This window comes from Myceligenerans cantabricum (genome assembly GCF_054777735.1).
Window position 1 is genome coordinate 38,080 of the sequence record NZ_BAAHAJ010000006.1, and the last position, 23,594, is coordinate 61,673.

At 71.0% G+C, this 23,594-nt stretch carries 22 protein-coding genes and 2 tRNA genes; 14 read left to right on the plus strand and 10 right to left on the minus strand.

Features of this window, described 5'->3' with window-relative positions:
- Positions 1-122 precede the first annotated feature (122 nt).
- The 4 genes from ACYU96_RS06775 to ACYU96_RS06790 all read left to right on the plus strand — a co-directional run bounded on the left by ACYU96_RS06775 (position 123) and on the right by ACYU96_RS06790 (position 3,544).
- Positions 123-1,415: a deoxyguanosinetriphosphate triphosphohydrolase gene (locus ACYU96_RS06775; RefSeq protein ID WP_460750679.1), complete on the plus strand. Its 1,293-nt coding sequence runs from the start codon at positions 123-125 to the stop codon at positions 1,413-1,415.
- A 199-nt stretch (positions 1,416-1,614) separates the two neighbouring features.
- Entirely contained in the window at positions 1,615-2,853 is a 1,239-nt protein-coding gene (locus tag ACYU96_RS06780; RefSeq protein ID WP_460750682.1) for an AI-2E family transporter, read from the plus strand.
- Between the two features lie 10 nt (positions 2,854-2,863).
- Complete coding sequence (locus ACYU96_RS06785; protein ID WP_460750684.1) at positions 2,864-3,370, plus strand: hypothetical protein; 507 nt, start codon at positions 2,864-2,866, stop codon at positions 3,368-3,370.
- A gap of 101 nt (positions 3,371-3,471) precedes the next feature.
- Positions 3,472-3,544, plus strand: a tRNA-Asn gene (locus tag ACYU96_RS06790).
- 74 nt (positions 3,545-3,618) lie between these two features.
- On the opposite strand, the gene ACYU96_RS06795 is transcribed toward ACYU96_RS06790, so the two are convergent.
- Positions 3,619-3,692: transfer RNA gene (locus ACYU96_RS06795), tRNA-Ile, on the minus strand.
- Between the two features lie 231 nt (positions 3,693-3,923).
- Between ACYU96_RS06795 and def the strand changes: the two genes are divergently transcribed.
- Both def and ACYU96_RS06805 read left to right on the plus strand, forming a co-directional pair.
- Positions 3,924-4,409: a peptide deformylase gene (def, locus tag ACYU96_RS06800; protein ID WP_460750687.1), complete on the plus strand. Its 486-nt coding sequence runs from the start codon at positions 3,924-3,926 to the stop codon at positions 4,407-4,409.
- Between the two features lie 273 nt (positions 4,410-4,682).
- The gene (locus ACYU96_RS06805) at positions 4,683-5,180 is read left to right on the plus strand and encodes a DUF3145 domain-containing protein (RefSeq protein ID WP_460750690.1); all 498 of its coding nucleotides are present in this window, start codon (positions 4,683-4,685) and stop codon (positions 5,178-5,180) included.
- 124 nt (positions 5,181-5,304) lie between these two features.
- Here ACYU96_RS06805 and ACYU96_RS06810 read toward each other — a convergent pair whose 3' ends face one another.
- The 5 genes from ACYU96_RS06810 to ACYU96_RS06830 form a co-directional block, all read right to left on the minus strand.
- Positions 5,305-6,546 carry a beta-ketoacyl-[acyl-carrier-protein] synthase family protein gene (locus tag ACYU96_RS06810; RefSeq protein WP_460750692.1) on the minus strand — a complete coding sequence of 414 codons (1,242 nt, stop codon included), beginning with the start codon at positions 6,544-6,546 and terminating at the stop codon, positions 5,305-5,307.
- Positions 6,547-6,755: 209 nt separating this feature from the next.
- Entirely contained in the window at positions 6,756-7,004 is a 249-nt protein-coding gene (locus ACYU96_RS06815; RefSeq protein ID WP_460750695.1) for an acyl carrier protein, read from the minus strand.
- 100 nt (positions 7,005-7,104) lie between these two features.
- Positions 7,105-8,106, minus strand: a complete 1,002-nt coding sequence (locus ACYU96_RS06820) for a beta-ketoacyl-ACP synthase III (RefSeq protein WP_460750697.1) — start codon at positions 8,104-8,106, stop codon at positions 7,105-7,107.
- A complete protein-coding gene (locus ACYU96_RS06825) occupies positions 8,103-9,107 on the minus strand; it encodes an ACP S-malonyltransferase (protein WP_460750700.1) in 1,005 nt (334 codons plus the stop codon). Before ACYU96_RS06825 ends, ACYU96_RS06820 begins: the two co-directional genes overlap by 4 nt.
- 130 nt (positions 9,108-9,237) lie before the next feature.
- Positions 9,238-10,458 carry a PucR family transcriptional regulator gene (locus tag ACYU96_RS06830; RefSeq protein WP_460750703.1) on the minus strand — a complete coding sequence of 407 codons (1,221 nt, stop codon included), beginning with the start codon at positions 10,456-10,458 and terminating at the stop codon, positions 9,238-9,240.
- A gap of 125 nt (positions 10,459-10,583) precedes the next feature.
- Between ACYU96_RS06830 and ACYU96_RS06835 the strand changes: the two genes are divergently transcribed.
- On the plus strand, positions 10,584-11,285 hold the full coding sequence (locus ACYU96_RS06835) for a hypothetical protein (protein ID WP_460750706.1): 702 nt from the start codon (positions 10,584-10,586) through the stop codon (positions 11,283-11,285).
- Positions 11,286-11,375: 90 nt separating this feature from the next.
- On the opposite strand, the gene ACYU96_RS06840 is transcribed toward ACYU96_RS06835, so the two are convergent.
- Positions 11,376-14,696 carry a LamG-like jellyroll fold domain-containing protein gene (locus ACYU96_RS06840; RefSeq protein ID WP_460750709.1) on the minus strand — a complete coding sequence of 1,107 codons (3,321 nt, stop codon included), beginning with the start codon at positions 14,694-14,696 and terminating at the stop codon, positions 11,376-11,378.
- A 163-nt stretch (positions 14,697-14,859) separates the two neighbouring features.
- Here ACYU96_RS06840 and ACYU96_RS06845 point away from each other — a divergent pair, with 163 nt between their 5' ends.
- Positions 14,860-15,402 (plus strand): GNAT family N-acetyltransferase, encoded by a 543-nt coding sequence (locus ACYU96_RS06845; RefSeq protein ID WP_460750712.1) that lies wholly within the window; start codon positions 14,860-14,862, stop codon positions 15,400-15,402.
- 60 nt (positions 15,403-15,462) lie between these two features.
- Here ACYU96_RS06845 and ACYU96_RS06850 read toward each other — a convergent pair whose 3' ends face one another.
- A complete protein-coding gene (locus tag ACYU96_RS06850) occupies positions 15,463-16,380 on the minus strand; it encodes a LysR family transcriptional regulator (protein WP_460750716.1) in 918 nt (305 codons plus the stop codon).
- Between the two features lie 154 nt (positions 16,381-16,534).
- Between ACYU96_RS06850 and ACYU96_RS06855 the strand changes: the two genes are divergently transcribed.
- The 5 genes from ACYU96_RS06855 (at position 16,535) to ACYU96_RS06875 (ending at position 21,079) form a co-directional block, all read left to right on the plus strand.
- Entirely contained in the window at positions 16,535-17,407 is an 873-nt protein-coding gene (locus tag ACYU96_RS06855) for an aldo/keto reductase (RefSeq protein ID WP_460750719.1), read from the plus strand.
- A gap of 17 nt (positions 17,408-17,424) precedes the next feature.
- Entirely contained in the window at positions 17,425-18,357 is a 933-nt protein-coding gene (locus ACYU96_RS06860) for an aldo/keto reductase (RefSeq protein WP_460750721.1), read from the plus strand.
- Positions 18,358-18,612: 255 nt separating this feature from the next.
- Entirely contained in the window at positions 18,613-18,957 is a 345-nt protein-coding gene (locus ACYU96_RS06865) for a helix-turn-helix domain-containing protein (protein ID WP_460750724.1), read from the plus strand.
- 241 nt (positions 18,958-19,198) lie between these two features.
- A complete protein-coding gene (locus ACYU96_RS06870; protein ID WP_460750726.1) occupies positions 19,199-19,960 on the plus strand; it encodes a hypothetical protein in 762 nt (253 codons plus the stop codon).
- A 96-nt stretch (positions 19,961-20,056) separates the two neighbouring features.
- On the plus strand, positions 20,057-21,079 hold the full coding sequence (locus ACYU96_RS06875) for an IS481 family transposase (RefSeq protein WP_460750729.1): 1,023 nt from the start codon (positions 20,057-20,059) through the stop codon (positions 21,077-21,079).
- Between the two features lie 170 nt (positions 21,080-21,249).
- On the opposite strand, the gene ACYU96_RS06880 is transcribed toward ACYU96_RS06875, so the two are convergent.
- A complete protein-coding gene (locus ACYU96_RS06880) occupies positions 21,250-21,450 on the minus strand; it encodes a YegP family protein (protein WP_460750732.1) in 201 nt (66 codons plus the stop codon).
- Between the two features lie 204 nt (positions 21,451-21,654).
- The gene (locus tag ACYU96_RS06885) at positions 21,655-22,665 is read right to left on the minus strand and encodes a DUF3644 domain-containing protein (RefSeq protein WP_460750735.1); all 1,011 of its coding nucleotides are present in this window, start codon (positions 22,663-22,665) and stop codon (positions 21,655-21,657) included.
- Between the two features lie 621 nt (positions 22,666-23,286).
- On the opposite strand from ACYU96_RS06885, the gene ACYU96_RS06890 reads away from it, so the two are divergent.
- On the plus strand, positions 23,287-23,594 hold a 308-nt coding region (locus ACYU96_RS06890), incomplete at its 3' end, for a transposase family protein (protein ID WP_460750738.1).

The following is a 23,594-nucleotide window of genomic DNA, read 5'->3' on the forward strand; positions in this document are numbered from 1 at the left end:
CACGCCCGCCCGCCACCGGACACCGCCCGTCCCGTCCGCCGTGGCAGGGACCGCGCGACGGCCGGGCCGCTCGTCCCACCCCCTGGCCGGGAACGTTCGTCACGAGGACTAGCCTGGTGGACGTGAACGAGACACCCGTGCCCACCGCTCCGGCGTCGTACACCGACCACGACGCCGAGCGGTGGGTCACGGAGCCGCCCAAGTCCGTCACGCGCACCCCCTTCGAACGCGACCGCGCCCGCGTCGTGCACTCCTCCGCCCTGCGCCGCCTCGGCGCCAAGACCCAGGTGCTCGGCGCCGGGCACGACGACTTCGTGCGCACCCGCCTCACCCACTCGCTCGAGGTCGCGCAGGTCGGCCGGGAGACCGGCCGCAGCCTCGGCTGCGACCCCGACGTCGTCGACACGGCCTGCCTCACGCACGACCTCGGCCACCCGCCCTTCGGGCACAACGGCGAGACGGCGCTCGCGGAGCTGGCCGGGCAGATCGGCGGGTTCGAGGGGAACGCCCAGACGCTGCGGCTGCTGACCCGGCTCGAGCCGAAGGTCTTCACCCAGGACGGGCGTCCCGTCGGGCTGAACCTGACGCGGGCGACCCTCGACGCGAGCGTGAAGTACCCGTGGACGTACGGGTCCGGGCCCGAGCGGCCCGACGGCCGGCCGAGCCGCAAGTTCGGCGTCTACGCCGACGACGTGCCGGTGTTCACCTGGCTCCGCGAGCGTGCGTCCGTGGGGGTCAAGTGCCTGGAAGCGCAGGTCATGGACCTGGCCGACGACGTCGCCTACTCGGTGCACGACGTCGAGGACGGTGTGGTCGCCGGCCGCATCGACCTCGACCTCATGGCGCACGCCGAGGAGCGGGCGCGCGTGGCCGGGTACGTGCGCGACTGGTACGGCGAGTGGTACTCGACCGACGCCGTCGACGCCGCGATCTGGCGCCTGCAGGACTACCTGCGCGGCGAGGGCTACCTGCTGCGCGCCTACGACGGGTCGCGGCGGGCGCTGGCGTCGCTCAAGGACATGACGAGCCAGCTGATCGGCCGGTTCGCGGGCGCGGCGGTGGCGGCGACGCGCGCCGAGTTCGGCGACGGTCCGCTGCGGCGGTACGCGGCGCGGCTCATGGTGCCGGAGGAGACCGAGCTCGAGATCCTCGCGCTCAAGGGGATCGCCGTCGCCTACGTGATGGCTCCTCGCGGGATGGAGCCGCGGTACGAGCACGAGCGCGAGATCCTCACCGACCTGGTGCACGTGCTCGCCGACCGCGCGCCGGACGAGCTGGAGCCGGCGTTCGCGGCGGACTGGAAGGACGCGGCCGACGACGCCGGGCGGCTGCGCGTGGTCGTCGACCAGGTGGCCTCGCTGACGGACCTGTCCGCGCTCGCGCTGCACGGGCGGCTGACCGCGGCCGGCGCCTGACGGGGCCGGTCCTCACCCGGCCTGCCCGTGCGGCGGCGCCCCGTCGCCGACGCTGCGACGGACCGTGCGGCGCGCTCGGCGCCGCACCGCGGGCTGCGCTGTCTCGAAGACCGGCAAACCGATACATTTCCTCCGTTGCGCCCGCGGCCCGTCCGCGCGGCCCGGCAGCCCCGAGAACACGACGAGGACAGGAACGGTCATGACCACCCACGCGCCGGTACGGAACGCCGGCCCGGACGAGCCGAGCACGGCTGCCGACCCCGCCACGACCGCCGTCGCACCCGGGGCCGCTGAGCCCGGGGTTGCTGAGCCCGGGGTTGCTGCCGCGGAGTCCGCTGCCGCCGGGCCGGACCGCTCCTGGCTGCGCAGCGCCGGCGACGCCGCCTGGCGGCTCGTCGGGATCGCCGTCGCGATCGCTCTGGTGGTCTACCTGGTCAGCCTCGTGCAGATCGCGTTCGTCGCGGTCTACCTGGCGCTCGTGCTCACCGCCGTCCTGCTCCCGCTCGGCAACCTCTACGACCGTGCCCTCCCGCGCGGTCTCGCGATGATCGCGTCCCTGCTCACGCTGCTCGCCGTCATGGGCGGCCTGACCACCTACGTCGTGCTGTCCGTCGCGGGACGCTCCGAGGAACTGCTCGACCGGCTCACCACCGGCCTCGACTCGTTGGCCGCGTCGCTCCCCCTCGACGTCGGCACCAGCGCGGACTGGCTCAGCGACGGGGGCACCTGGTTCGAGGAGAACAGCGGGGCACTCATCGACCAGGCCCTCCAGGGCGCGAACGCCGCCGCCACCGGGACCACCGTCGTCGTCCTGGCCATGTTCGTCACGATCTTCTTCCTGACCGGCGGCGGCGCCATGTGGCACTGGTTCGTCGCACAGCTCCCCACCCACGTGCAGGGCCGCTGGGAGACCGCCGGCAAGGTCGGCTGGCGCACCTTCTCCGGCTACACGCGCGGCATCGCGTTCGTGGCGCTCGCCGACGCGGTCATGGCCGGGATCTTCCTGACGGTCGTCGGCTCCCCGCTCGCGCTGCCCCTGACGGTGGTGGTGTTCCTCGCGGTGTTCGTGCCGATGGTCGGCCCGGTGGCGGCCATCATCATCAGCGCGGTCGTCACCCTCGCCACCGTCGGGCCGACCACGGCCGTGATCGTCGCCGTCGGGATGACCGTCATCGCGCAGATCGACGCCAACGTGCTCCAGCCCCTCATCACCGGCAAGCAGGTGAACCTGCACCCGGTGGCGATGGCCCTCGCGATCACCTGCGGGACGGTGCTGGCCGGGCTGCTGGGCGCGGTGATCGCGGTGCCGCTGACGGCGGTCTCGTGGGCGGTGTTCAGCCGCCTGCGGCGTCGTCCCGGACCGGGCGGCGGCGATGCCGCGGCAGGTGGGGCCGGCGACGGCGCGGCCGACGACGACGCACCGGCCACCGCGCAGTAGCGTGTCGCCCATGGGAATGTTCCTGCGCCTGCCCGATGCCGTCCGCACCGCTCTGCGCACGCACGGCGCGGACCGGCCGCTGGCCGGCACCGAGCTCGACGGCGGTGGCTGGGCGGTCGCGTCCCGTGCCGCCCTGGTCGTGACGGCCGGCGGCGACGTCGTCGTGGACCGCGAGTGGTGCGACGTCGACCGTGCGGCCGCCGACCCCGAGAGCGGCACCATCACTGTCGAGTGGGTCGACGGCGGCGCGCCGCTCGTGCTGAGGCTCGCGCCCGGCAGGCGCAGCACGTTCCCGCAGACGCTGCGCGAACGGGTGCAGTGGTCCGTGGTGCACGCCGCGCCGGTGGACCTGCCGGACGGACGGTCCGCACGGGTCGCCGTGCGGCGCAGGGCGGACGGGGAGATGTTCTCCCAGGTGGTGGGGGGCGGGGACCTCGACCTGCGCGATCCCGAGGTCGCCGGGGCGGTCGACGCGGCGGAGTCTCGCGCCCGCGCGGCGGTCGGCCTGCCGGTGTGAGCGACGTCGCCGTCCGGGGGTGCGCATTCGATTCGAAGCCACCGCGCCGGACCTGTTACTCTTTTGCACGTCGCCGGGCGGGACACCGCACAGGCGCACGATCCCCCGTAGCTCAGCTGGCAGAGCGTCCGACTGTTAATCGGCAGGTCACTGGTTCAAGTCCAGTCGGGGGAGCCCAGAGCCCAGGTCGGAGAACCATTCCCGATCTGGGCTTTTGCGTTGTCGTGTTCCGGACTCCGGGCCACAGGTGCCCCGTCTGGGACTTGAACCCAGGACCGACGAATTATGAGTTCGCTGCTCTGACCGACTGAGCTAACGGGGCGTGCGGCACCCCATCAGGCCCTGCGGGCCGGCACGTGCCGCAGCAGGATCCTACCGTGCGGACCCGGTAAATCCGTGGTGCGCAGGAGCTTCGGAACCCGACGGTGCGTCACGCGGCTCAGGCCGGTCACGCTGCCACCCTGCACGACGGCGTGGCCGACCCCAGGTCCGGAGCGGTGCCGGGGGAGGGGATTTTTCGCGGGATCGGTGGGGCGTGGGAGAATCTGCCGTTATGGCTATGCGTGAGATCCGGGTGATGCCCGACCCCGTCCTGCGGACCCCCTGCGACCGGATCACGAGGATCGACGACCGCGTGCGCGGGCTCGTGGCCGATCTCGTGGAGACCGTCGACACCGAGGGCCGTGCCGGGCTGGCCGCGAACCAGATCGGGGTCAGCCTGCGGGCGTTCTCGTGGAACATCGAGGGCGAGATCGGGTACGTGCTCAACCCGACCGTCGTGGAGCTGGGGGAGGAGACGCAGGACGGCGGCGAGGGCTGCCTGTCCGTGCCGAACCTCTGGTACCCGACCGTCCGCGCGAACTATGCGCGCGTGGTCGGCACCGACCTGGACGGCAACGAGGTCGAGGTCTCCGGCGAGGGTCTGATGGCCCGCTGCCTCCAGCACGAGTGTGACCACCTCGACGGCAAGCTCTACCTGGACCGGCTCGAGCGCGAGGCCCGCAAGGAAGCCATGCGCGAGCTCCGCGCGCAGCTCTGACGCGGAGAAGGGGGGGGTGTGGTGGATACCCTGCAATCTACTTGGACACTTGTCCAGTAAGTCCGTTAAAGCGGTAATGTGGAGCCGAAAGTTGTCGGATTACTGAAATTTCTCGCCGCCAGCACGCTACTTCGCGTGCGCGTGGCCGGGGAGTCGTGCAGGATGGGCTGCGGACGGAGAAGTGCTCGCGGACGCCACGCATGACGCTCGGCCACAGAGTCACCACCCGGTGAGGGACGTAGGGGAAGACGTGCCTCGACCAGGGAGGAAGACATGGCCGGCGGAATTGTTCGTGGCGTGCTGTTCGTGCATTCTGCGCCCCGTGCCCTCTGTCCGCACATCGAGTGGCAGGCAGGCGGGGTCCTGGATCTGCGCGTCGCGATGGACTGGACACCGCAACCCGCAGGGCGCGGGCTGTACCGAACCGAATACTCATGGCAGGGGCCGCAAGGGACGGGCGCCAAGCTGGCGTCCGCCCTGCGCGGATGGGACCACCTGCGGTACGAGGTGACCGAGGAACCGAGCCAGGGCGTCGACGGCGCCCGGTGGTCGCACACCCCGGACCTGGGCATCTTCTATGCGATGACGGATGTCCACGGCAACGTCGTCATCCCCGAGGACCGCATTCGCGCCGCCCTCGAGAACGCCGAGCCCCACGCGGTCCGGGAAGCCCTGGGCCTGGCCCTCGGTGCGGCCTGGGACGACGAGCTCGAGCCCTTCCGTCACGCCGGGGCGGGCGCCCCGGTCCGGTGGCTCCACCAGGTCGGCTGAGCCCGGCCGCCGGCCGGCCGGCTCTCCACCACGTCGGCCGACCTCAGCCACTGTCCGGCCGACCTCACCCGCTGCTCGGCTGACTCCGGCCGAGGTCTGCTGACCTCGGCCGGAGTTCAGCACCTCAGTTGGTGATCAGCAACGCCACGTTGTGACCACCGAAGCCGAACGAGTTGTTGATCGCCGCGATGTCGCCGCCCGGCAGCTTCATCGGGTCGTCGCGCACGAGCGGCACCTGGAGGTCCGGGTCCGGGTTCGCCACGTTGATGGTCGGCGGCGCGAGGCGCTCCGCCACGGCCTTCACCGTGAACACGGTCTCGAGCGCCCCGGCGCCGCCGAGCAGGTGCCCGGTCATCGACTTCGTCGCGGAGAGCTGCACGTGGTCGGCGTCGGCTCCGAACAGGTGCCGGATCGAGGCGGTCTCGGTCAGGTCGCCCACCTTGGTCGAGGTGGCGTGCGCGTTGATGTGCACGAGGTCGGCCGCGGTCACGCCGCCGTCCTCCAGCGCCGCGCGCATCGCCGTGACCTGCCCCGTGCCGTCCGGGTCGGGCGAGGTGATGTGGTAGGCGTCGGACGACAGCCCGACGCCGGCGACCTTCGCGTACACCCGCGCGCCGCGTGCGGCCGCGTGCTCGGCGCTCTCCAGCACGACCACGGCCGAGCCCTCACCGACGACGAAGCCGTCCCGGTCGATGTCGTACGGGCGCGAGGCGCCCTCGGGGTCGTCGTTGCGCAGCGACAGCGTGCGCGAGGCGGCGAACGCCGCGATCGGCATCGGGTGGATGGTGGCCTCGGTGCCGCCGGCGACGACGACGTCGGCCCGGCCCGTGCGGATCATCTCCGCGCCGTAGCCGATGGCCTCGGCGCCCGACGCGCAGGCCGACACCAGCGCGTGCGCGCCGGCCTTGGCACCCAGCTCGAGCGACACGTAGGCGGTGGGGGAGTTCGGCATGAGCATCGGCACCGTCATGGGCAGCATGCGGCGGGCGCCGCGCTCCCGCAGCGTGTCCCAGCCGTCGAGCAGCGTCCAGACGCCACCGATCCCGGACGACACGACGGAACCCAGCCGCTCGCCGTCGACCTCGGGCTCGCCGGCGTCCTTCCACGCCTCGCGTGCGGCGATGATCGCGTACTGCGCCGACGGGTCCATGCGCTTGATCTCGGGCCGCTTGAGCACCGTGTCCGGCTTCACCTTGACGGTGGCCGCGAAGGACACGGGGATCTCGTAGCGTTCGGCCCAGTCGTTGTCCAGGGTATGTGCGCCCGACTCCCCGGCGAGCGCGGCCTCCCAGGTGGACGGCACGTCCCCGCCGAGCGGGGTGGTGGCGCCGAGGCCGGTGACGACGACGTCGCGTGCGGAGGTCATGAGGTCTCTCTCCTGGGTAGGTGGTGCTGTGCTGAGTTGAGGTCCGACGACGGTCCCGGCGCACCTTCCGAGCGGAAGGCGGCCAGACCGTCGTCGGACGAAAGAAGGCGAGCGACTACCTCGGTCCGAACCCTTCGAGGACCGCGCCTGCCGGTTCCGCCGCGGGCGGGTGCCGTTCCTCGGCCTCCGCCCTGCGCGGAACCACGGGCTCAGTCCTGGGCGCCCTTGATGTAGCTCACGGCGTCGCCGACGGTCGCGAGGTTCTTGACCTCTTCGTCGGGGATACGGACACCGAACTTGTCCTCGGCGTGCGTGACGATGGTCATCATCGACAGGGAGTCGATGTCGAGGTCGTCGGTGAAGGACTTCTCCAGCTCGACGTCACCGACCTCGAGGCCGGTCTCCTCGGCGACGATCTCGGCGAGGCCCGTGAGGATCTCCTGCTCGGTGTTGGCCATGGGACTTCCTTTTCTTCTCGGTGGGAGCTGGGCTCCCCGGGGGACTAGCTCTGGCTCTCGCGTCCCGGTGGCTCCGGAGGCGAGAAGCCCGAAGCGAAGGTTACGGCAGGACGATTACTTGTGCGGCGTACACGAGGCCCGCCCCGAAGCCGATCTGCAGGGCGATGTCGCCCGACCTGGCGGTGCCTTCCTCCAGGAGGCGCGCCGTCGCGAGCGGGATGGAGGCGGCCGACGTGTTGCCGGTGTCAGCGATGTCGCGTGCGACGACGACCGACTCGGGCAGCTTCAGCTGCTTGATGAGCTGGTCGATGATGCGCATGTTCGCCTGGTGCGGCACGAACACCTGGACGTCCTCGGGCGTGACGCCCGCGTCGGCCATGGCCTTGGCGGCGACGGGGGCCATCTGGAAGGACGCCCACTTGAACACGGTGGGACCGTCCTGGCGGAGCGTGGGCCAGCCGAGCGAGGAGTCCTCGCGCCACTCCTGCCACGAGTGCGTCTGCCGGATGGCGGTGTGCTTGGAGCCGTCCGAGCCCCACACCGTCGGGCCGATCCCGGGGGTGTCCGAGGGGCCGACGATCGCGGCCCCCGCGCCGTCGCCCAGCAGGAACGAGATGGAGCGGTCGGTCGGGTCGACGATCTCCGAGAGCTTCTCGGCGCCGATCACGAGGACGTTCCGGGCGAGGCCGGAGCGCACGAGGCCGTCTGCCTGGCCGATGCCGTACGTGTACCCGGCGCACGCGGCCGAGATGTCGAAGGCGGCCGCCGGGGTGGCGCCGATCCGGTCGGCCAGGATCGAGGCCGCCGACGGCGTCATGTGCATGTGGGTGATGGTGGAGACGATCACGGCGTCGATGTCGGCGCCGGTGAGCCCCGCGGCGTCGAGCGCCTTGCGGGACGCGGCCTCGGACATGTCGAGCACGTCGCGGTCGGCGCCCGCGCGGCGCCGGGTGATGATGCCGGTGCGCTGCTGGATCCACTCGTCGGACGAGTCGATGGGGCCGGCGATGTCGTCGTTGGTGACGACGTTCTCGCCGCGCTCCGCGCCGATGGCGAGGACGCGGGAGTACCGGGTGGTCTGGGACTGCTGCAGGAGTGTCACTGTGCTGCTCCGGATGTCGTGCCGGCGGGCGTGGTGCCACCCACGCCGCCGGCGGCGCTGTGGCGGGCGATGAGGTCACGGGCGGCGGCTACGTCGTCGGGCGACTTCACTGCCACAGTTTCTACGCCCTTGAGGCCGCGCTTGGCGAGTCCGGTCAGGACGCCGCCCGGCGCGAGCTCCAGCATCCCGGTCACGCCGCGCGCCGAGAGGGTCTCCATGACCAGGTCCCAGCGGACCGGAGCGGTCACCTGCCGGGCGAGGTTCGACAGCACGGCGGCGGCCGTGCCGTGCCCGTGCCCGCCCCCGGCGTAGGCCGCGCCGTCGAGGTCGGCGAGGAACGGCAGGACGGGGTCCGCGGTGCCGGGGAAGCCGGTCGCGACCGGCTCGAACTCGGCGCGGGCGGCGTCCATGAACGGCGTGTGGAACGCGCCGGCGACCTGCAGCGGGATCACGCGGGCGCGCTCGGGCGGGTTCTCGGAGAGCCGGGCGAGGCCGTCCGTCCCGCCCGCGGCGACGACCTGGGCGCCCCCGTTGACGTTCGCCGGCCAGAGCCCGGCGGCCTCGATCGCGGCGAGCACGTCCTGCGGGGTGCCGCCCACCACGGCGCTCATGCCCGACGGCGCCGCCGCGGCGGCCTTCGCCATCGCGCGGGCACGCACCGAGACCAGCCCGGCCGCCCCGGCGTCGGACACCACGCCGGCCACGCCCGCCGCGGCGAGCTCACCGACCGAGTGCCCCGCCGTGACGTCCACGACGTCCGCCGCGTCCCGGCCCTCCAGGATCACGCGCAGCGCGAGGAGCGAGGACGCGACGATCAGGGGCTGGGCGACCGCCGTGTCGCGGATCGTGTCCGCGTCCGACGTCGTGCCGTGGGCCACGAGGTCCGTCTCCGCGGCCTCGGAGGCGGCGGAGAGCAGGTCGGGAACGCCGGGCAGCTCCAGCCAAGGGCTGAGCATCCCGGGGGTCTGAGAGCCCTGTCCAGGGCAGACGACGGCGAGCACTCGTCCACTCTGCCAACGCGAAGTCAAACCGGGACGTCGCGACGCGTACCAACCTTCCGGAAGGCGTTTGTGGGATGTCTACAAGGCAGGACCGCTCGCGGGCGGGAGTTTTCGCGTCCGCGGGCGACGGTCACTGCTCGCCCGGCTCTCCCAGCTGCCCCAGCGCCAGCGCGACCTGCAGCACGAACGACTCGCGCGCGTCGAGCGGGTCCCAGCCGGTGATCTCGGAGACCTTGCGCAGCCGGTAGCGCACCGTGTTGGGGTGCACGTACAGGCGGCGGGCAGCGGCCTCCAGGGACCGTCCCGTCCCCAGGTACGCCGACAGGGTCTCCAGGACCGACCCGCCAGCCTGCGCCAGCGGCGCGTACGCCTGGGTCACGAGCGTGCGGCGGGCCGACTCGTCGCCCGTCAGGACCCGCTCCGGGAGCAGGTCGTCCGCCATGACGGGGCGCGGGGCCTGGGGCCACGCCGGCGCGGCGGCCATGCCGGCCAGCGCGGAGCGCGCCGAGCGCGCGGCGTCGTCCAGGCCCGACACACCGGCCCCGATCACCACCGGACCCGGCCCGAACCGGCCCAGCAGGTTGGTCGCCGCCTCGACGAGATCACCCTCGCCGCCGAGCACCAGGACCAGGCGGTCGCCGTGGATCCCCACCAAGGCGTCACCCGCGCTGCGCCGCGCCGCGCGCCGCAGCTCGGCGGCGCGCACCTCGTCCAGGCCGGGATTCGTGGAGCCGACGACGACGAGCGTGCCGCCCTTCCCGCTCCACCCCAGCGCCGACATGCGGCTGCGCAGCGCGTCGTTCCCGTCCCCGCGCACCAGGGCGTCCACGACCAGCGCCTCCAGGCGGGCGTCCCAGGCCCCGCGCACCTCCGCGGCGCGCGCATAGATCTCCGCGGCCGAGAACGCGACCTCGCGCGAGTAGCGCAGCACCGCCTCGCGAAGCTCCCGCTCGCCCCCCGGTGCGGCGATCTGGTCCGACATCTCCTCCACGACGTCGACGCCGCAGCGCACCAGCTGCAACGTCTGCTGCAGCGAGATCGTGCGCGTCAGCTCCGGGGGAGCGGCCGAGAACATCTTGTCCACGCCGTGCGGCGGGTGGGCCGGGTCGGCGAACCACGTGATGAACGCGTTGACACCGGCCTGCGCGACCAGGCCCACGTACGAACGGTCCTCCGCGGGCAGGTTGCGGTACCAGGACAAGCTCTCGTCGAGACGCTTCAGCGTCGCGGAGGTCAGCTTGCCGCTCGCGTCGCGGACCCGTTGCAGGTTCTCGCCGTTGGCCGCCTCACGGCCGGCCTTGCGGCGGGCCGCGGCGGCGCTCGACGGTGAGGTCTTGGGCGAAGCAGGCACGGAGCGAGAATACGGCGCCAGTTGTACGGAGTCCACAAACGGACTAATTGCTCGCCGCCGTGGACGAGATACCATGCCACGACCTTCAGCGGCCGGCCGTTGCCGTCCCCTGTAGGGTCAAAGGCATGGCCCTGATGCAACGGCTCCGCCAGCTCATCCGTCGGCCTACCTCTGCCTCCACCGTCGGTTCCCGTCGCCGGTCGCCGTCGGCCCCACGACGAGGAGATGCCATCCACGAGGACGCGTTGCGAGCACAGCTCGCCGATGACCCCAACAACGCCGAGGCGTTCGGAGCGCTCGCGGAGATCGTGCGACGCCGTGGAGGCGACGGGCACGGCGAGCTCGACCCGCTGCGCGACACCGAGGACGAGCCCACCGCCGCCGAGCACCGCCGCCAGGACGCCGACCTGGCCGTCTGGGCGCTCGCGGAGGAGATCGCCGGGAACCCGCGGGGCTGGTACGCCCTGGTGGAGCTCGGGCGGCTGTCGCTCGCGGAGGACCCGGAGGCCGCCGTGCGGCGCTTCACCACGGCCGCCGAGCGGGACCCCGAGGGCCGGGCGCTCGCCGAGGGGCTCGCCGTCCTGCGCGAGGCCGGGATGCCGGTGGAGGCGCTGGGCCTCGGCGTCGGGCACTGGCGGGTCCGGGACCACACGCTCGAGGTGGGGCCGCACCTGGTGCGCGCTGCGCTCGAGGCGGGCCGGCCCTTCGAGGCGAAGCAGCACCTGCGGGCGCTGGACCTGCACCCCGACAAGAAGGCTGTGGCCGCGCTGCGTGGCGAGCTCGAGAAGGAGATCGCGGCGAGCGAGCAGCACGCGGCGGGCACCTGACGGGACCCGGCGCGCCGGGCGGCCGTGGGAGCGCTTGCGCGCGCCGCCGGGCCTTCGCCCGGCGGCGCGCGCCGTGTCGCGCAGGCCCCGTCAGTCCTCCGGTTCCATGACGAGCAGGTCGTCGAACGCCCAGGACGACGCGGTCGCGCCGCCCGTGTAGATGTTGACGCCCACCGACCCCGCGGCCTGCAGCGCCGCGGTGGTGTCGCTGGAGGTCACCTGCCACGTCGTCGGCTCCGGGCTGCCCTCGGCCCACACCCGCGCCCGGACCGTGGTCGGCGACGTGCCCGACACCTCGACCCGCACGAGCAGCGGGTCACCGGCCGCGAACGCCAGCCCGTCGACGGTCCCGCCCGCCAGCGGCGTGCCGTTCCGGACCGTGTGCAGGTCGACGCGGCCGTCCGGGAAGATCTTGAGCCGGCCGCCCAGGTGGTCGCCCCCGACGCGGCGCCCCTGCACGGTCAGGTAGGTGTTGCCCGACGGCGCCTCGTCGGCCCACGTGCGCAGGGTGAGGTCGGTGGCGGTGGCGGACACGTCGTCGAGCTCGGCCGACAGCGTCAGCCCGCCGGCCATCGAGAGCGTGCCCGCGGTGCCGTCGACCGAGAAGCGGGAGGCGGAGCCCCCCAGGGCCCAGACGCCGCCGGTGTCGGCCGTTCCCCAGCCGTCCGCGACGGTTCGGGCGAAGGCGTCGCGCGCGAGCGCCGTGTCGGGCGGCGGCGGCTCGGTCGCGGCGACCTCCTGCGTGAAGGTGTCGGTGGCGCCGTCGTCGTCGGTGACCGTGACGGTGACCTCGTAGGTCCCCGCCGCGGCGTACGTGTGCTCGATGGTGGCTCCGGTGTCGGTGCTGCCGTCCCCGAGGTCCCAGGCGTAGGACGCGATCTCGCCGTCCGGGTCGGTGCTCGCGCTCGCGTCGGCGGCGAGGGTGAGGTCCTCCATGGTGAGCTCGGCCTCGGCGACCGGCGGCTGGTTCGGGCCCTCGCCCGTCAGCCCGACGACGTGGTGCAGCGAGACCTGCTCGGGCGTGAGCACGTGCTCGTAGACGGCGACCTCGTCGATGTCCCCGGTGAAGTTGCGGTTCGGGGACGTGGGTGACCAGCCGTCGAGGTTGTCCCCGCCGACACGCCAGTAGCCGTTGTACGACTGCGCGCCCGTGACGTCCGTGTCGACGGCGACGAGCTCCCCGTCGAGGTAGAGGCGCAGCCCGTCGGGGCCGAGCGTGCCGGCGGCGTGGTGCCATGCGCCGTCGGTCACGGGGGTCGGCGAGGTGACGGTCCGGGTCGCGCCGGGGCGGACGCCGAGGACGAGCCGGCCGGTGGAGTCGACGTAGAGGTGCCGGTCGGCGGTGGTCGACGTCGACCGGCTCCCGCGGTTGCCGAAGCCGACGAGCTTGCCGCCCGCCGTGGTGGTGCGGAACCACGTCTCGATGCTGAGCTCCTGCGGCCCGGGCCGTGCCGTGCCGCTGGTCCAGGAGCGGGAGTCGATCGTGCCGTCGGTGGTGACCGCCGTGTCGGTGTCGTCGGCGAGTGCCCCGGCCGCGCCGAACGTGACCCGGGTCCCGGAGGTCAGGTCGTCGGTGCCGGCGAGGTCGACCACCGGGTCCGAGGTCCCGCCCATGCGCCAGTAGTGGGTGGCGCCGTCCTGCAGCACGTCCCGCGCGTAGGTGCCGAGGGGCTCGCCCTCGGCCACGGTGACGTCCACCCAGTCGGACCAGGCCGAGTTGCCCGACGAGTCACGTGCGACGACCGCGTAGCGGTGTGTCGAGCCCGGCACGGCCTCCACGTCGAGGGTCGCGAGGGGCTGGGTCTCCCAGAAGCTCGCGGTGACGTCCAGCTCGGCCACCGGGGGCGCGGAGGACGTGTCGCGGTAGACGGTGTAGGTCAGGGTCTTGTCGTCCCGGTCGTGGTTCCCCGGCCAGGTCAGCCGGACGACGCCGGCCGCCGGCGACACAGCGTTCAGCGAGAACGCACTGCCGCCGAGGCGCGGGCCGTCGGCGTTTGGCGCCACCTCCCGCACCGCGAACCGGACGAGTCCCTGCTGGGGCTCGTTGTTCACGCGGAGGAACTCGCCGCCGTACAGCACGTAGTCGTCGGCCGCGGTCACGTGCCACGGACCCTGGTCCAGCCCCGTGTACGTGCCGACCGTGAAGTCCGGGTACCAGTTGAGGAACTCGGGGCGCGGCGTGCCGGGGTGGTCGGGATAGCCGAAGATGTCAGCCGTGTTCGTGCCCTCGACCGTGAGGGTGACCGCGGTCCCGTGCTGGTACGAGCGGGGGCTCGTCTCCGGGAAGCCGCCGCTGTTCCCGCAGTAGTGCTTGTGGCTGGCCTGGTAGGCGACTCCCTTGAACGGGGCGATGGAGTAGGTGTCGCCGTGGCAGTCCTCGAGCCAGACCAGCTCGCCCGTGTCCCAGGACGCCGCGAACGAGCCCTCGACGTTGCCGTTGCCGCCATAGTGGTAGCCGGTGCCGTAGAAGTAGTCGTCGTCCGCGGCCAGGGAGAGGATCGCCGCCTTGTCGCCCGCGTTGCGCACCTCGTCGTTGACGGGGAGCGGGAGGAGGTCACCCGTGGTGCCGTCCAGCCGCGCCAGCCCGTAGCCCGGGGCGGAGGATCCGTTCACCGTGGTGAAGTTGCCGCTGATCACCACCGAGCTGCCGTCGGGCGCGGCGGTGATCGCCTGGACCGACCGGTTGCCGACCGTCGCGGCGAAGGGGCGCGTCGTCGCGCCCGTGGCCGCGTCCACGGCGGCGACCCGGGAGCGCGCGGTGTTGTTCACGCTGGAGAAGGCGCCACCGAGGAAGACGTCGTCACCGGAGACCGCCACGGCGTAGACCGGGCCGTTGACCGAGGGGCGGAACGAGGTCAGCGCTCCGGTGGCCGTGTCGAACGCGGCGGACCGGTAGCGGGTGGTGCCGTCGACCGACGTGAACGAGCCGACGGCGTACAGCACGCTCCCGTCCGGGGACAGCGTGAGTCCCTTCACCTCCCCGTTCACCGTCGGGGACCACGTGGTGTCGAGCTCTCCGGTGGCCAGGTCGTAGGCGAGGAGGTTGCCGCGCGGCACCTCGTTCGTGCCCGGCGAGGCCCCGGCCGGGCGTGCGGAGCTGAAGCTCCCGCCCACGTACACGGTGTCGCCGGCGACCACCTGGGTCCAGGCGACCCCGTTGATCTGGACCGTGGGGAGCGGGTCGCTGCTCACGGTCGCTGGGGGGTCCGTGGACGTCGCGGCGGGGGTGACGACCGCGGCCGGCCGTGCGGACACCGCGGACGCGGCGCCGAGAGTGGTCGCCGGAGCGGCCGAGGCCGGGGCGGTTGCCAGGCCCGCCACGAGGAACGCGGTGGTGATGACGCCGACCACCGCGGCTGCCGGGTAGCGTCCCGGCCGGGAACTAGGGACGTCGCTGCTGGTGAAACGCATGGTTCGGCCGCCGTCTTCAAAGGGTCGTGACCGGGCTCGTCGTGCCCGTGTCTGCTTCTGTCGAGATTACGGTCGGGCATATGTTGACAGAAGCCAGGATCGGGTGAAGTAGGGGGTGAAGTGGTGATGAGTTTTGTCACCGGCGTTCCCTAGGATCGAGCGCATGCCGCTCGCCGTGTCTCTGTCCGACGACGTCGTGCTCCGCGACGTGACCATCGACGACGCCGCGGCGCTCGCCGCCGCCTACACGCGGAACCGTGCGCACCTGGAGCCGTGGGAGCCTGTCCGGCCGGACGACTTCTTCACCGAGACCGCGCAGGAGCGCGTCCTGGACCACCAGCTCGGGGAGGCCGCAGCGGGGCGCGGACTGTTCCTCGCGCTGGTGTCCGGCGACGAGATCATGGGCCGGCTCAACCTCGCCGACATCGTGCGCGGCGCCTTCCAGAACGGGCACCTCGGCTACTGGATCGATACGGGCCTCGCCGGCCGCGGCCTCATGACCTGCGCGGTGACCGTGCTCGTCGACCATGCCCGCGACGAGCTGGGTCTGCACCGCCTCCAGGCGGGCACTCTCCCGCACAACAAGGCCTCGCAGGCGGTCCTGACCCGTGCGGGGTTCGAACGCTTCGGCTACGCCCCCCGCTACCTGCACGTCGGCGGCCAGTGGCGTGACCACGTGCTGTACCAGCAGATCCTGCGCGAGTGACGGTCGGTCGGGGCCGGCGTCACGCCGTTACCCGGCCGTCACGCCGTTTCGCGGCGCTCCCTACCGGACACCGACAGGCTCGGCGTCGGCCTCGCGGTAGGCCGGCAGGTCGCGGACGAGCTCGACCAGATGCGGCGCGGGGGAGTCTGCCGCCGACGGCGCGGTCACGAGGGAGACCACCCAGTCCGGGCCCACGTCGCCCCGCAGCGGCACCGTCGTCAGCTCGGCCGCCTGCGGCTTCGCCGCCACGTGCCGGGGAACGACGGCCACCCCGAGGCCACGGGCGACGAGATCGAGCAGCGTGTGGACGTCGTTGACCGCGAACCGCACCCGCCGGTGGACCCGCCGCGTCTCGAACGCGACGTCGTTGAGCTGCCGGACGCCCCAGGACGAGTGGAAGTCGATGAAGCTCTCCGCAGCGAGCTCGCCGTGCTCGACGGACGCGCGGGACCCGAGCGGATGCCCCGGCGGCAGCACCGCGACCAGCGGCTCGTGCCCGATGCGTGTGCTGGACAGCGAGCCGAGGTGGTCCGTCCCGGCGACGAACGCCACGTCGATCCGGCGCTCGCGGATCCCCGTGAGCAGGTCCTCCGAGCCGGCCTGGGTGAACTCGACCTCCACGCCAGGGTGGCGCCGGTGGAACCGTTCGAGCATCGTGGGCACGTCCACGAGGCCGAGGCACTGCTCCGCGCCGACGCGCAGCTGCCCCGACAGCTCGTGGGAGAGGTGGACGACGGCGTCGCGCGCCGCGGCGGCCTGGCCCAGCATGGACCGGGCGAAGGGCAGGAGCGCCGAGCCGGCCTCCGTGGGCTCCACCTTGCGGGTGGTGCGGTGGAACAGCTTGGTGCCCAGCTCGTCCTCCAGGCTGCGGATGGCGGCGGAGAGTCCCGACTGCGACACGCCGGTGAGGTCGGCGGCCCGGGTGAACTGGCGTTCCTCGGCCAGTGCGACGAGGTACTCGAGCTGTCGCAGCTCCATTAATCAGCCTTTCTTCTGGGAGTCATGAGTTGAAGTTGTTGGACTTCTAGGTTACCGCTCTCTACTGTCGAACCGGGACACGCGCACCGCTCCTACCGCGGGCGCCGCCCACGCTTGATCCGAACCTCCCGCACCACGAAGGAGACGTACCACGATGCAGACCCGCAGCATCGGCGGCCGGCAGGTGGGCCCGATCGGCCTCGGCGGTATGCCGATGTCGATCGAGGGCCGCCCGGACACCGCCCGGTCGATCACCACCATCCACGCCGCGCTCGACGCCGGCGTCACGCTCATCGACACCGCCGACGCCTACCACGTCGGCGCGGACGAGGTGGGCCACAACGAGGAGCTCATCGCCGCCGCGCTGCGCTCGGCCGGTTCGTCGGCCGACGACGTCCTCGTGGCCACCAAGGGCGGTCACCTGCGCCCCGGTGACGGTTCCTGGACGCGGAACGGCGACCCCTCCTACCTCAAGAGGGCAGCCAAGGACTCGGCCCGGCGGCTCGGCGTGGAGGCCATCGGCCTGTACCAGTTCCACCGGCCCGACCCGGCCGTCCCGTACGCCGACTCGGTCGGCGCGATCGCGGACCTGCTCGACGAGGGTGTCATCCAGATGGCCGGCATCTCGAACGCCAACCCGGACCAGATCCGCGAGGCGAACGAGATCCTCGGCGGCCGCCTGGTCTCGGTGCAGAACCAGTTCTCGCCGCGCTTCCGCTCCTCCCTGCCGGAGCTGGAGCTGTGCGCGGAGCTCGGCATCGCCTTCCTCCCGTGGAGCCCGCTGGGCGGCATCGCCCTGGCTCGCTCGGGCGAGCTGGGCGCGGACTTCGCGGCCTTCCTCGACGTCGCCCGGGAGCGCGAGGTGAGCCCGTTCCAGGTAGCGCTCGCGTGGGAGCTGGCCCTCGCGCCGGTCGTCGTGCCGATCCCCGGCGCCTCCCGGCCCGAGTCCGTCGCCGACTCCGTGCGGGCCGCGGACCTCGTCCTGTCCGACGGCGAGATCGCGCGCCTCGGCGCGGCCGGCGCCTGAGAAGAAAGGAGCAGCGAATGAAGACCTTCACCCTTCCCGGCACGGACATCGTCGCGCCGAACGTCGTGCTCGGCCTCATGCGAATCCAGGAGAAGTCCGACGAGGAGGTCCGTACCCTCGTGAGCACCGCCCTCGACGCCGGCATCACGTTCGTCGACCACGCGGACGTCTACGGCTCCGGGATGCACGGCTGCGAGCGCCGCTTCGCCGAGGCGATGCGGCTGACACCGTCGGAGCGCGAGCGGCTGGTGATCCAGACCAAGTGCGGCATCGTGCGTGAGGGGCCGTACTTCGACTTCTCCTACGAGCACATCGTGGACTCGGTCGAGGGATCCCTGACGGCGCTCGACACCGACTACCTGGACATCCTCCTGCTGCACCGGCCCGACGCGCTGCTGGAGCCCGAGGAGGTCGCGCGGGCGTTCGACGACCTCTCGGCGGCCGGCAAGGTGCGCGCCTTCGGTGTCTCCAACCACACGCCCGGTCAGATCGAGCTGCTGCGCCGCCACGTGACCCAGCCCATCGTGGCCAACCAGCTACAGCTGTCGCTGCCGCACGCGGCGCTCGTCGCGCAGGGCGTGGCCGCCAACATGGTGGGCCTCGACCAGTCGACGAGCCGGGACGTCGGGGTGCTCGACTACTGCCGGCTGAACGGCATCACGGTCCAGGCGTGGTCGCCCTTCCAGGCGGGGTTCTTCACCGGGACGTTCCTCGGGTCTCCGGAGTACTCCGAGCTCAACGCCGTCATCGACCGTCTCGCCGAGCGGTACGACGTGCCGTCGATCGCGATCGCGACGGCATGGATCACACGCCACCCGGCCACGATGCAGGTGGTGCTCGGGACGACGACGCCGGAGCGGGTGGCGGGTGCGGCGCAGGGGTCGGACGTGCCGCTCACCCGCGCCGAGTGGTACGAGCTGTTCCGCGCGGCGGGTCACGTCGTGCCGTGACGGGGCCGGCGGGGCCGCGTGCGGCCAGGTGGTGCGTCGCGTGATCGCCGCCGACGGCTCCCGCGCGTCACCGGTCGGATCCTGATGACGCGGGACATCGTTCATGGATGTCCCGCGTCGTCACAGGTGGACCTTGCTGGGCGATTCTCAAACATCCGGCCGGCGGTGGCAACGCTTGTTCGCCGTGGTCTTCGGGGGAGAGAGGGGAGGGGTACGCGCTCGGGGGAGCCGGATCGGCGTGATGCGCGCGGTCCGATGGCGAAGAATCGGGTGCAGTCTCAAACACGGTTGCGGGCGGCGGAGCGGGCCGAGCTGGTCGCGGATTATGAGGCGGGGTTGCCGGTTCGGGCGATCTGTGCGAAGTACGGCGTGCACCGGAGCACGATTCCGGTTCTTGCTCGGCGGGAGGGGATTGCCGTTCGAGTGATCGGCCTGGACGCCGAGGGGCGTGCTCGTGCGGCGGCCCTGTACGAGGGCGGGATGACGCTGACGCAGGTCGCTCGCTGTATGGGTATCGGTGACGAGGCCGTGCGTCAGGCAGTGCTGGACGAGGGCGGGAAGATTCGTCCGCGGGGGCGCCGTTCTCGAGCGAGGTCGTAGCGACCCGCTGGGTTGGACGTGGCAGGCGATGAGCACCCCGAGCACTGGGATGTCGGTATTCGCAGCTATTGTTGACGGCCATGAAGGACATGAAGTCTCTCGACGACCACAGGGCGACATGTCAGGGCCAGGCCGAGCTGGGCTCCGCTCTCGGCGCGTCGGCCCAGTGAGGTCGATCGAACCGTGTGGCCTGAGTGAGCTCGGTCCCGTCTGCAGCGGGTCCGATCATGCCAACGCGGTCATGGCCACCGTCGCTTCCCCGTCGCCGTCAGCCGTCGCCGTCGCTGGTCAGGCCAGCGAGCCGTCCTGGTACTACATCTGGGACGTGGCAGGCACGTGGTTCGGCGCGATCGGCACCTTCGTGGCGTCGGTGATCGCTCTCTGGCTCGGCTTGCGCGCGGTCCGGGAACAGCGCGAGCTTCAGGAGGAGCGGAACCGCGCCCAGGCAGAGCGTGTGACCCTCACGCGTCAACGAAGCCCCAGGGGCGTGCCCATCCTGACGGTCCGCAATGACTCCGATCTGGCGATCAGCGGAGTACGCGTCGGCACTGTCGGGCAAACACGCGAGACGAGGATAGAGCTCGGCCTCATGGCGCCCGGTCGGGAACAGAGCTTTCGCAGGCCAGATGGCACGGACTCCAATGTGTCCATCGTTGAGTTCGTCGACGCTGCCGGCCGGACCTGGGTACGTTCGGCCGACGGGGACCTGCATCGGCCACTGCGGAGGCACCCCGACCACAGTGCCGTGTTCTCCGTAATCGACAGCACCAGTGGACTGGTGAAGGAGTTCGCGTTCTTCCCGCACCCAACCGGCAAACCGAAGGTGATCACCAGGAAGCAACCTATGCTCTTCAACCCCGTCCATGAGCCACTCGTGGTGCGCATGGTGCGCGCGTTACGCATGTCACGTGCCAGATGGATCCGCCAGCGTCGAATCCGAGCGGAGCACGGCGCCTCGCACGAGCGCGAAGACGGGGCACAAACTAGATGTTGCGGGTCGTGACGTTGGTGGCGCGGGGGCGGGTGTGAGGAAGGGGTAGGCCTGGCGGCAGGATGGAAGTGCGACCAACCGTCCTAGCCGAGGAAGACCTACCCCTTCATGACCCACGCTAATGCCCCGCTGACTCCTGCCGGCCGCCTACGTCTGGTCCGGCGCTGCCAGTGGCGTCCGATCGCTCACGTCGCTGCCGAAGCCGGTGTCTCACGCGCCTGCCTGTCGAAGTGGAAGAACCGGTACGACCGCCTCGGTGAGGCCGGCCTGCACGACCGCGCCAGCGTCCCGCACACCTCACCCACGCAGACCCCGCCCGAGGTCGTGGACCGGATCGATGCGCTGCGCCGCGAGCACAAGTGGTCCGCATCCCGGATCGCGCTCGAGCTCGCGGGTGAGGGCCACCGGGTCTCGGCGCGCACCGTGGGCCGCTGGTTCGAACGTCTCGGGATCAACCGGCGCCGCTATCTGGACACCGGTGGAGAGTCGAACCGGCGGCCGGGGCGGATCATCGCCCGCTACCCGGGCCACATGCTCCACCTGGACGTCAAGAAGGCCGGACGCATCCCGGACGGCGGTGGATGGCGCGCCCACGGACGCGGATCAGACCAGGACAAGGCCGCTCAACGCGCCAAGACCCGTGACGCCAAGACCCGCGGCACCCGAGCTGGGTACGTCTACCTGCACTCCGCCGTGGACGGGTTCTCCCGCCTGGCCTACACCGAGCACCTCACGGACGAGAAGGCTGCCACCACGATCGCGTTCTTCGCCCGTGCCCGGGCGTTCTTCGCCGCGCACGGCATCAACCGGATCGTGCGGGTCGTGACCGACAACGGCGCGAACTACCGCGCCGGCGTCTTCGGGCGCACCGTGGGCGCGTTCGCCTCCCGGCATCAGCGCACCCGCCCCTACACGCCCCGCCACAACGGGAAGGTCGAGCGCTACCAACGGATCCTGGCCGAGGAGTTCCTCTACGCCCGCACCTGGACCTCAGAGACCGAACGCGCGAACGCGCTCGGGGTCTGGAACGTCCACTACAACTACCATCGGGCCCACACCGCCGTCGGGAACCAGCCCCCAGCCGCGAAACTCACGACCAGCGTCACCAACGTCACGACCAGCAACAACTAGACATCCGCAGACCTAGGAAGCCTAGCGCAGCCCGGCCGCTACACGGCTGCCGTTGAGGCCAGCCGGCGGACTGCTACGGCATCCCTGTCCTCGCTGAGCCATGCCACGCGTGTCATGCGAAAGCATGCTCCGCCACCGGGTGTGGCTCCCTCACCGAGGCCCTGCTCCTGTCAGGGCGCCCCCTTTTGTGGAGAGCGCTTCTTGTCGGCGTTGGCATAGTCGCCACCGATGATGGAGTCCGCCATTTTACGGCTGGCTTCCTCGCTCTCGTAGCCTTGATTCCCGTCAGTGGCGATGATTTTTCCGTTGTCGCCCTTTAGGCGCCAACCCCACGTGCCATCCTCACGCTCGTACACCACGCGCGTTGCCATGTGTCCCCCTCTGCAAGGCCAAACCGGAAGACGGGGCATGCCGCCGCACGTGGCCGCGCGAGCCAGACGGCGTCGCCCTTAGTCAGGGTAGCCCCCGCAGCGACCAACGGCCTTCCCAGACGGCTCGGGCGGCGATACGAATCCTGTCAGAAGTCGCCTCCTCTCAGAATTCTCCCTGCCGGGCCGCAGTAAGGCCAGCCCAGGCTATCTACTCGTTTGGCGGACCACCCGCTCATGGGCACTCAGCGCAGAGCGTGCGGCAACGAAGTACCCGTCATCAAGGTTTGAAAAGTAGTTCACTGCCTCTCCCGACCAGTACCACGTCGCATTATTGGGATGCTTCCACGCGTATCGCGGCTGGCTACGTAGGCGATCTTGCCAGCAGACCGATTGAAAGTCTCGACTGTTAAGCACCCGTCCGTCGCGCTTCCTATTCACACTCTTCAGCAGAGTGGTCATTGTGTGCGGGTGAGTCTTGCTGGGGTCTGTGGTTCTGACAACGACTCGCTCGCTCGCATCGGGATCAACGGCAACCACCAGATCGGAGCTTGTCATGGTCTTAACGGATCGCATATGGATGTCGTACACGGTAGCCACTCGACCCATATCGCTACCCGAGGCTTCCACTTCGTCCAACCTGGTCCGAAGGCTCTCCATGAAGTCACGAACTTCGGTAGCCACGCGCGCCTTTTCTGGCGCGCGCATGAACTCGATGGCTTCGGCTGGCGCTGTGGCGCCCAGAGGCAGCAGCTGCCATGTAATTGAGTCCGCCAGGTCTCTGCCCAATGCTTCGTGTACGAGATCCCGAAAGTTCACGACGCTCTGCTGAAGAAATAGGTAGACTACGGCGCTTAGGTTCGGCGCGTTATACAGGTGGATCGCTCGATTCCTGTACTCGGCGAGAGATTGGATGTTTGCCGTGACCGATCTCCCGTCGATTGATTTGGGCCAGAGGCCATCAGTTGACACTCGACGAAGGCAATCGTCGAGCGTTAGGGATCGGTAAGGCTGATTCGCCTGCTTGGGGTAGAATACTCTTCGATTCGATTTCCGCAGAAGAGCCTTCAGCGCAAGTTCCCAAGCGTTGCCGACGAGAATCACAGTCACTTCATCGCGATATTCGATTTGCGGCTTGTTGTAGATCTCGATCGCCGAAAGCATCGCCGAAAGCGAGTTGTGAGTCAGGCGCCGGGCCGACACGTAGGGTATTGGCACGTTCACTCCCTCTGCGCGGAACTGCTTCAGGGTTACACACGCGACCCGCCTGTCGGAAGAGGTGGAGCGCAAGTTCGCCCCATCCGCACCATGCTGGGCTTCGGTGGGGGACCTGTTCGAGTGGGAGCTGGCGGACCTGGTGGAGCGGGCCGCTGGCCTGTTCCGCACCGCGGGTCGCGGCAGCGGGCTCGGGAAAGGCGGCACCCGATTTGTAGCTTCTTTGAAAGTGCGGCTCGTGGGCATGGGGGATGCAAGGATTGAGCTGGGGCGATCGTGCTCAGAATCGAACCGGAGTTCGAGCGTCGAATTCGAGATCATCGGCCGACGGTTGGGGAAGACGCAGCGGCCATGGCGATCACGCCTCCGGCGACGCGGCTACCGAAGAGCCGGTGTCGGTGCCAGCGAACTTGGGCGCGTCGCGCGGTCTAGCTTCCGCATGGCGCGCCCTCGATGTATGTCTGCGGCCGTTGGTGTGGGGCCATGTGGCAGGGCCCCGGCATAGTCGTCGGGTAGGGCTGTGACCTGTGTCTTTGCTGGTTGGATGGATGGGTGCGGGCGTGTCCGGCCCGGTTTGGATGGAAGTTCTTCAGGCCACCATCCAGTCGAGGAACACGCCCGCGTATGTCATCTTCCCGTCCCGGCGGGCTCGTCGTCGAGCCCGTCTCGCGTCACACCCACCTGCTCGAAGTTCTGTCCACGATCACCGACCCGCGTAAACGGCGTGGGCGCCGGCATCGGCTGGCGGCGCTGATCGCCGTGGCCGTCTGCGCCGTACTGGCCGGAGCCCGCGGCTTCACTGCGATCGGGCAATGGGCCGCCGACACCAGCAGCCAGACGCTGGGCGCCCTGGGAATGGATCGCGCGGCAGCGAACGAGTCGACCTTCCGGCGCGTGTTCACGCTGCTGGACGCCGATCTGCTGGACCAGGT

Coding starts and splice junctions, on each gene's coding strand:
- ACYU96_RS06780 (WP_460750682.1), top strand. CDS start 1,615: ATGACCACCCACGCGCCGGTACGGAACGCCGGCCCGGACGAGCCGAGC.
- ACYU96_RS06785 (WP_460750684.1), top strand. CDS start 2,864: ATGGGAATGTTCCTGCGCCTGCCCGATGCCGTCCGCACCGCTCTGCGC.
- def (WP_460750687.1), top strand. CDS start 3,924: ATGGCTATGCGTGAGATCCGGGTGATGCCCGACCCCGTCCTGCGGACC.
- ACYU96_RS06805 (WP_460750690.1), top strand. CDS start 4,683: ATGGCCGGCGGAATTGTTCGTGGCGTGCTGTTCGTGCATTCTGCGCCC.
- ACYU96_RS06810 (WP_460750692.1), bottom strand. CDS start 6,546: ATGACCTCCGCACGCGACGTCGTCGTCACCGGCCTCGGCGCCACCACC.
- ACYU96_RS06815 (WP_460750695.1), bottom strand. CDS start 7,004: ATGGCCAACACCGAGCAGGAGATCCTCACGGGCCTCGCCGAGATCGTC.
- ACYU96_RS06835 (WP_460750706.1), top strand. CDS start 10,584: ATGGCCCTGATGCAACGGCTCCGCCAGCTCATCCGTCGGCCTACCTCT.
- ACYU96_RS06840 (WP_460750709.1), bottom strand. CDS start 14,696: ATGCGTTTCACCAGCAGCGACGTCCCTAGTTCCCGGCCGGGACGCTAC.
- ACYU96_RS06845 (WP_460750712.1), top strand. CDS start 14,860: ATGCCGCTCGCCGTGTCTCTGTCCGACGACGTCGTGCTCCGCGACGTG.
- ACYU96_RS06850 (WP_460750716.1), bottom strand. CDS start 16,380: ATGGAGCTGCGACAGCTCGAGTACCTCGTCGCACTGGCCGAGGAACGC.
- ACYU96_RS06855 (WP_460750719.1), top strand. CDS start 16,535: ATGCAGACCCGCAGCATCGGCGGCCGGCAGGTGGGCCCGATCGGCCTC.
- ACYU96_RS06860 (WP_460750721.1), top strand. CDS start 17,425: ATGAAGACCTTCACCCTTCCCGGCACGGACATCGTCGCGCCGAACGTC.
- ACYU96_RS06865 (WP_460750724.1), top strand. CDS start 18,613: ATGGCGAAGAATCGGGTGCAGTCTCAAACACGGTTGCGGGCGGCGGAG.
- ACYU96_RS06870 (WP_460750726.1), top strand. CDS start 19,199: ATGGCCACCGTCGCTTCCCCGTCGCCGTCAGCCGTCGCCGTCGCTGGT.
- ACYU96_RS06875 (WP_460750729.1), top strand. CDS start 20,057: ATGACCCACGCTAATGCCCCGCTGACTCCTGCCGGCCGCCTACGTCTG.
- ACYU96_RS06880 (WP_460750732.1), bottom strand. CDS start 21,450: ATGGCAACGCGCGTGGTGTACGAGCGTGAGGATGGCACGTGGGGTTGG.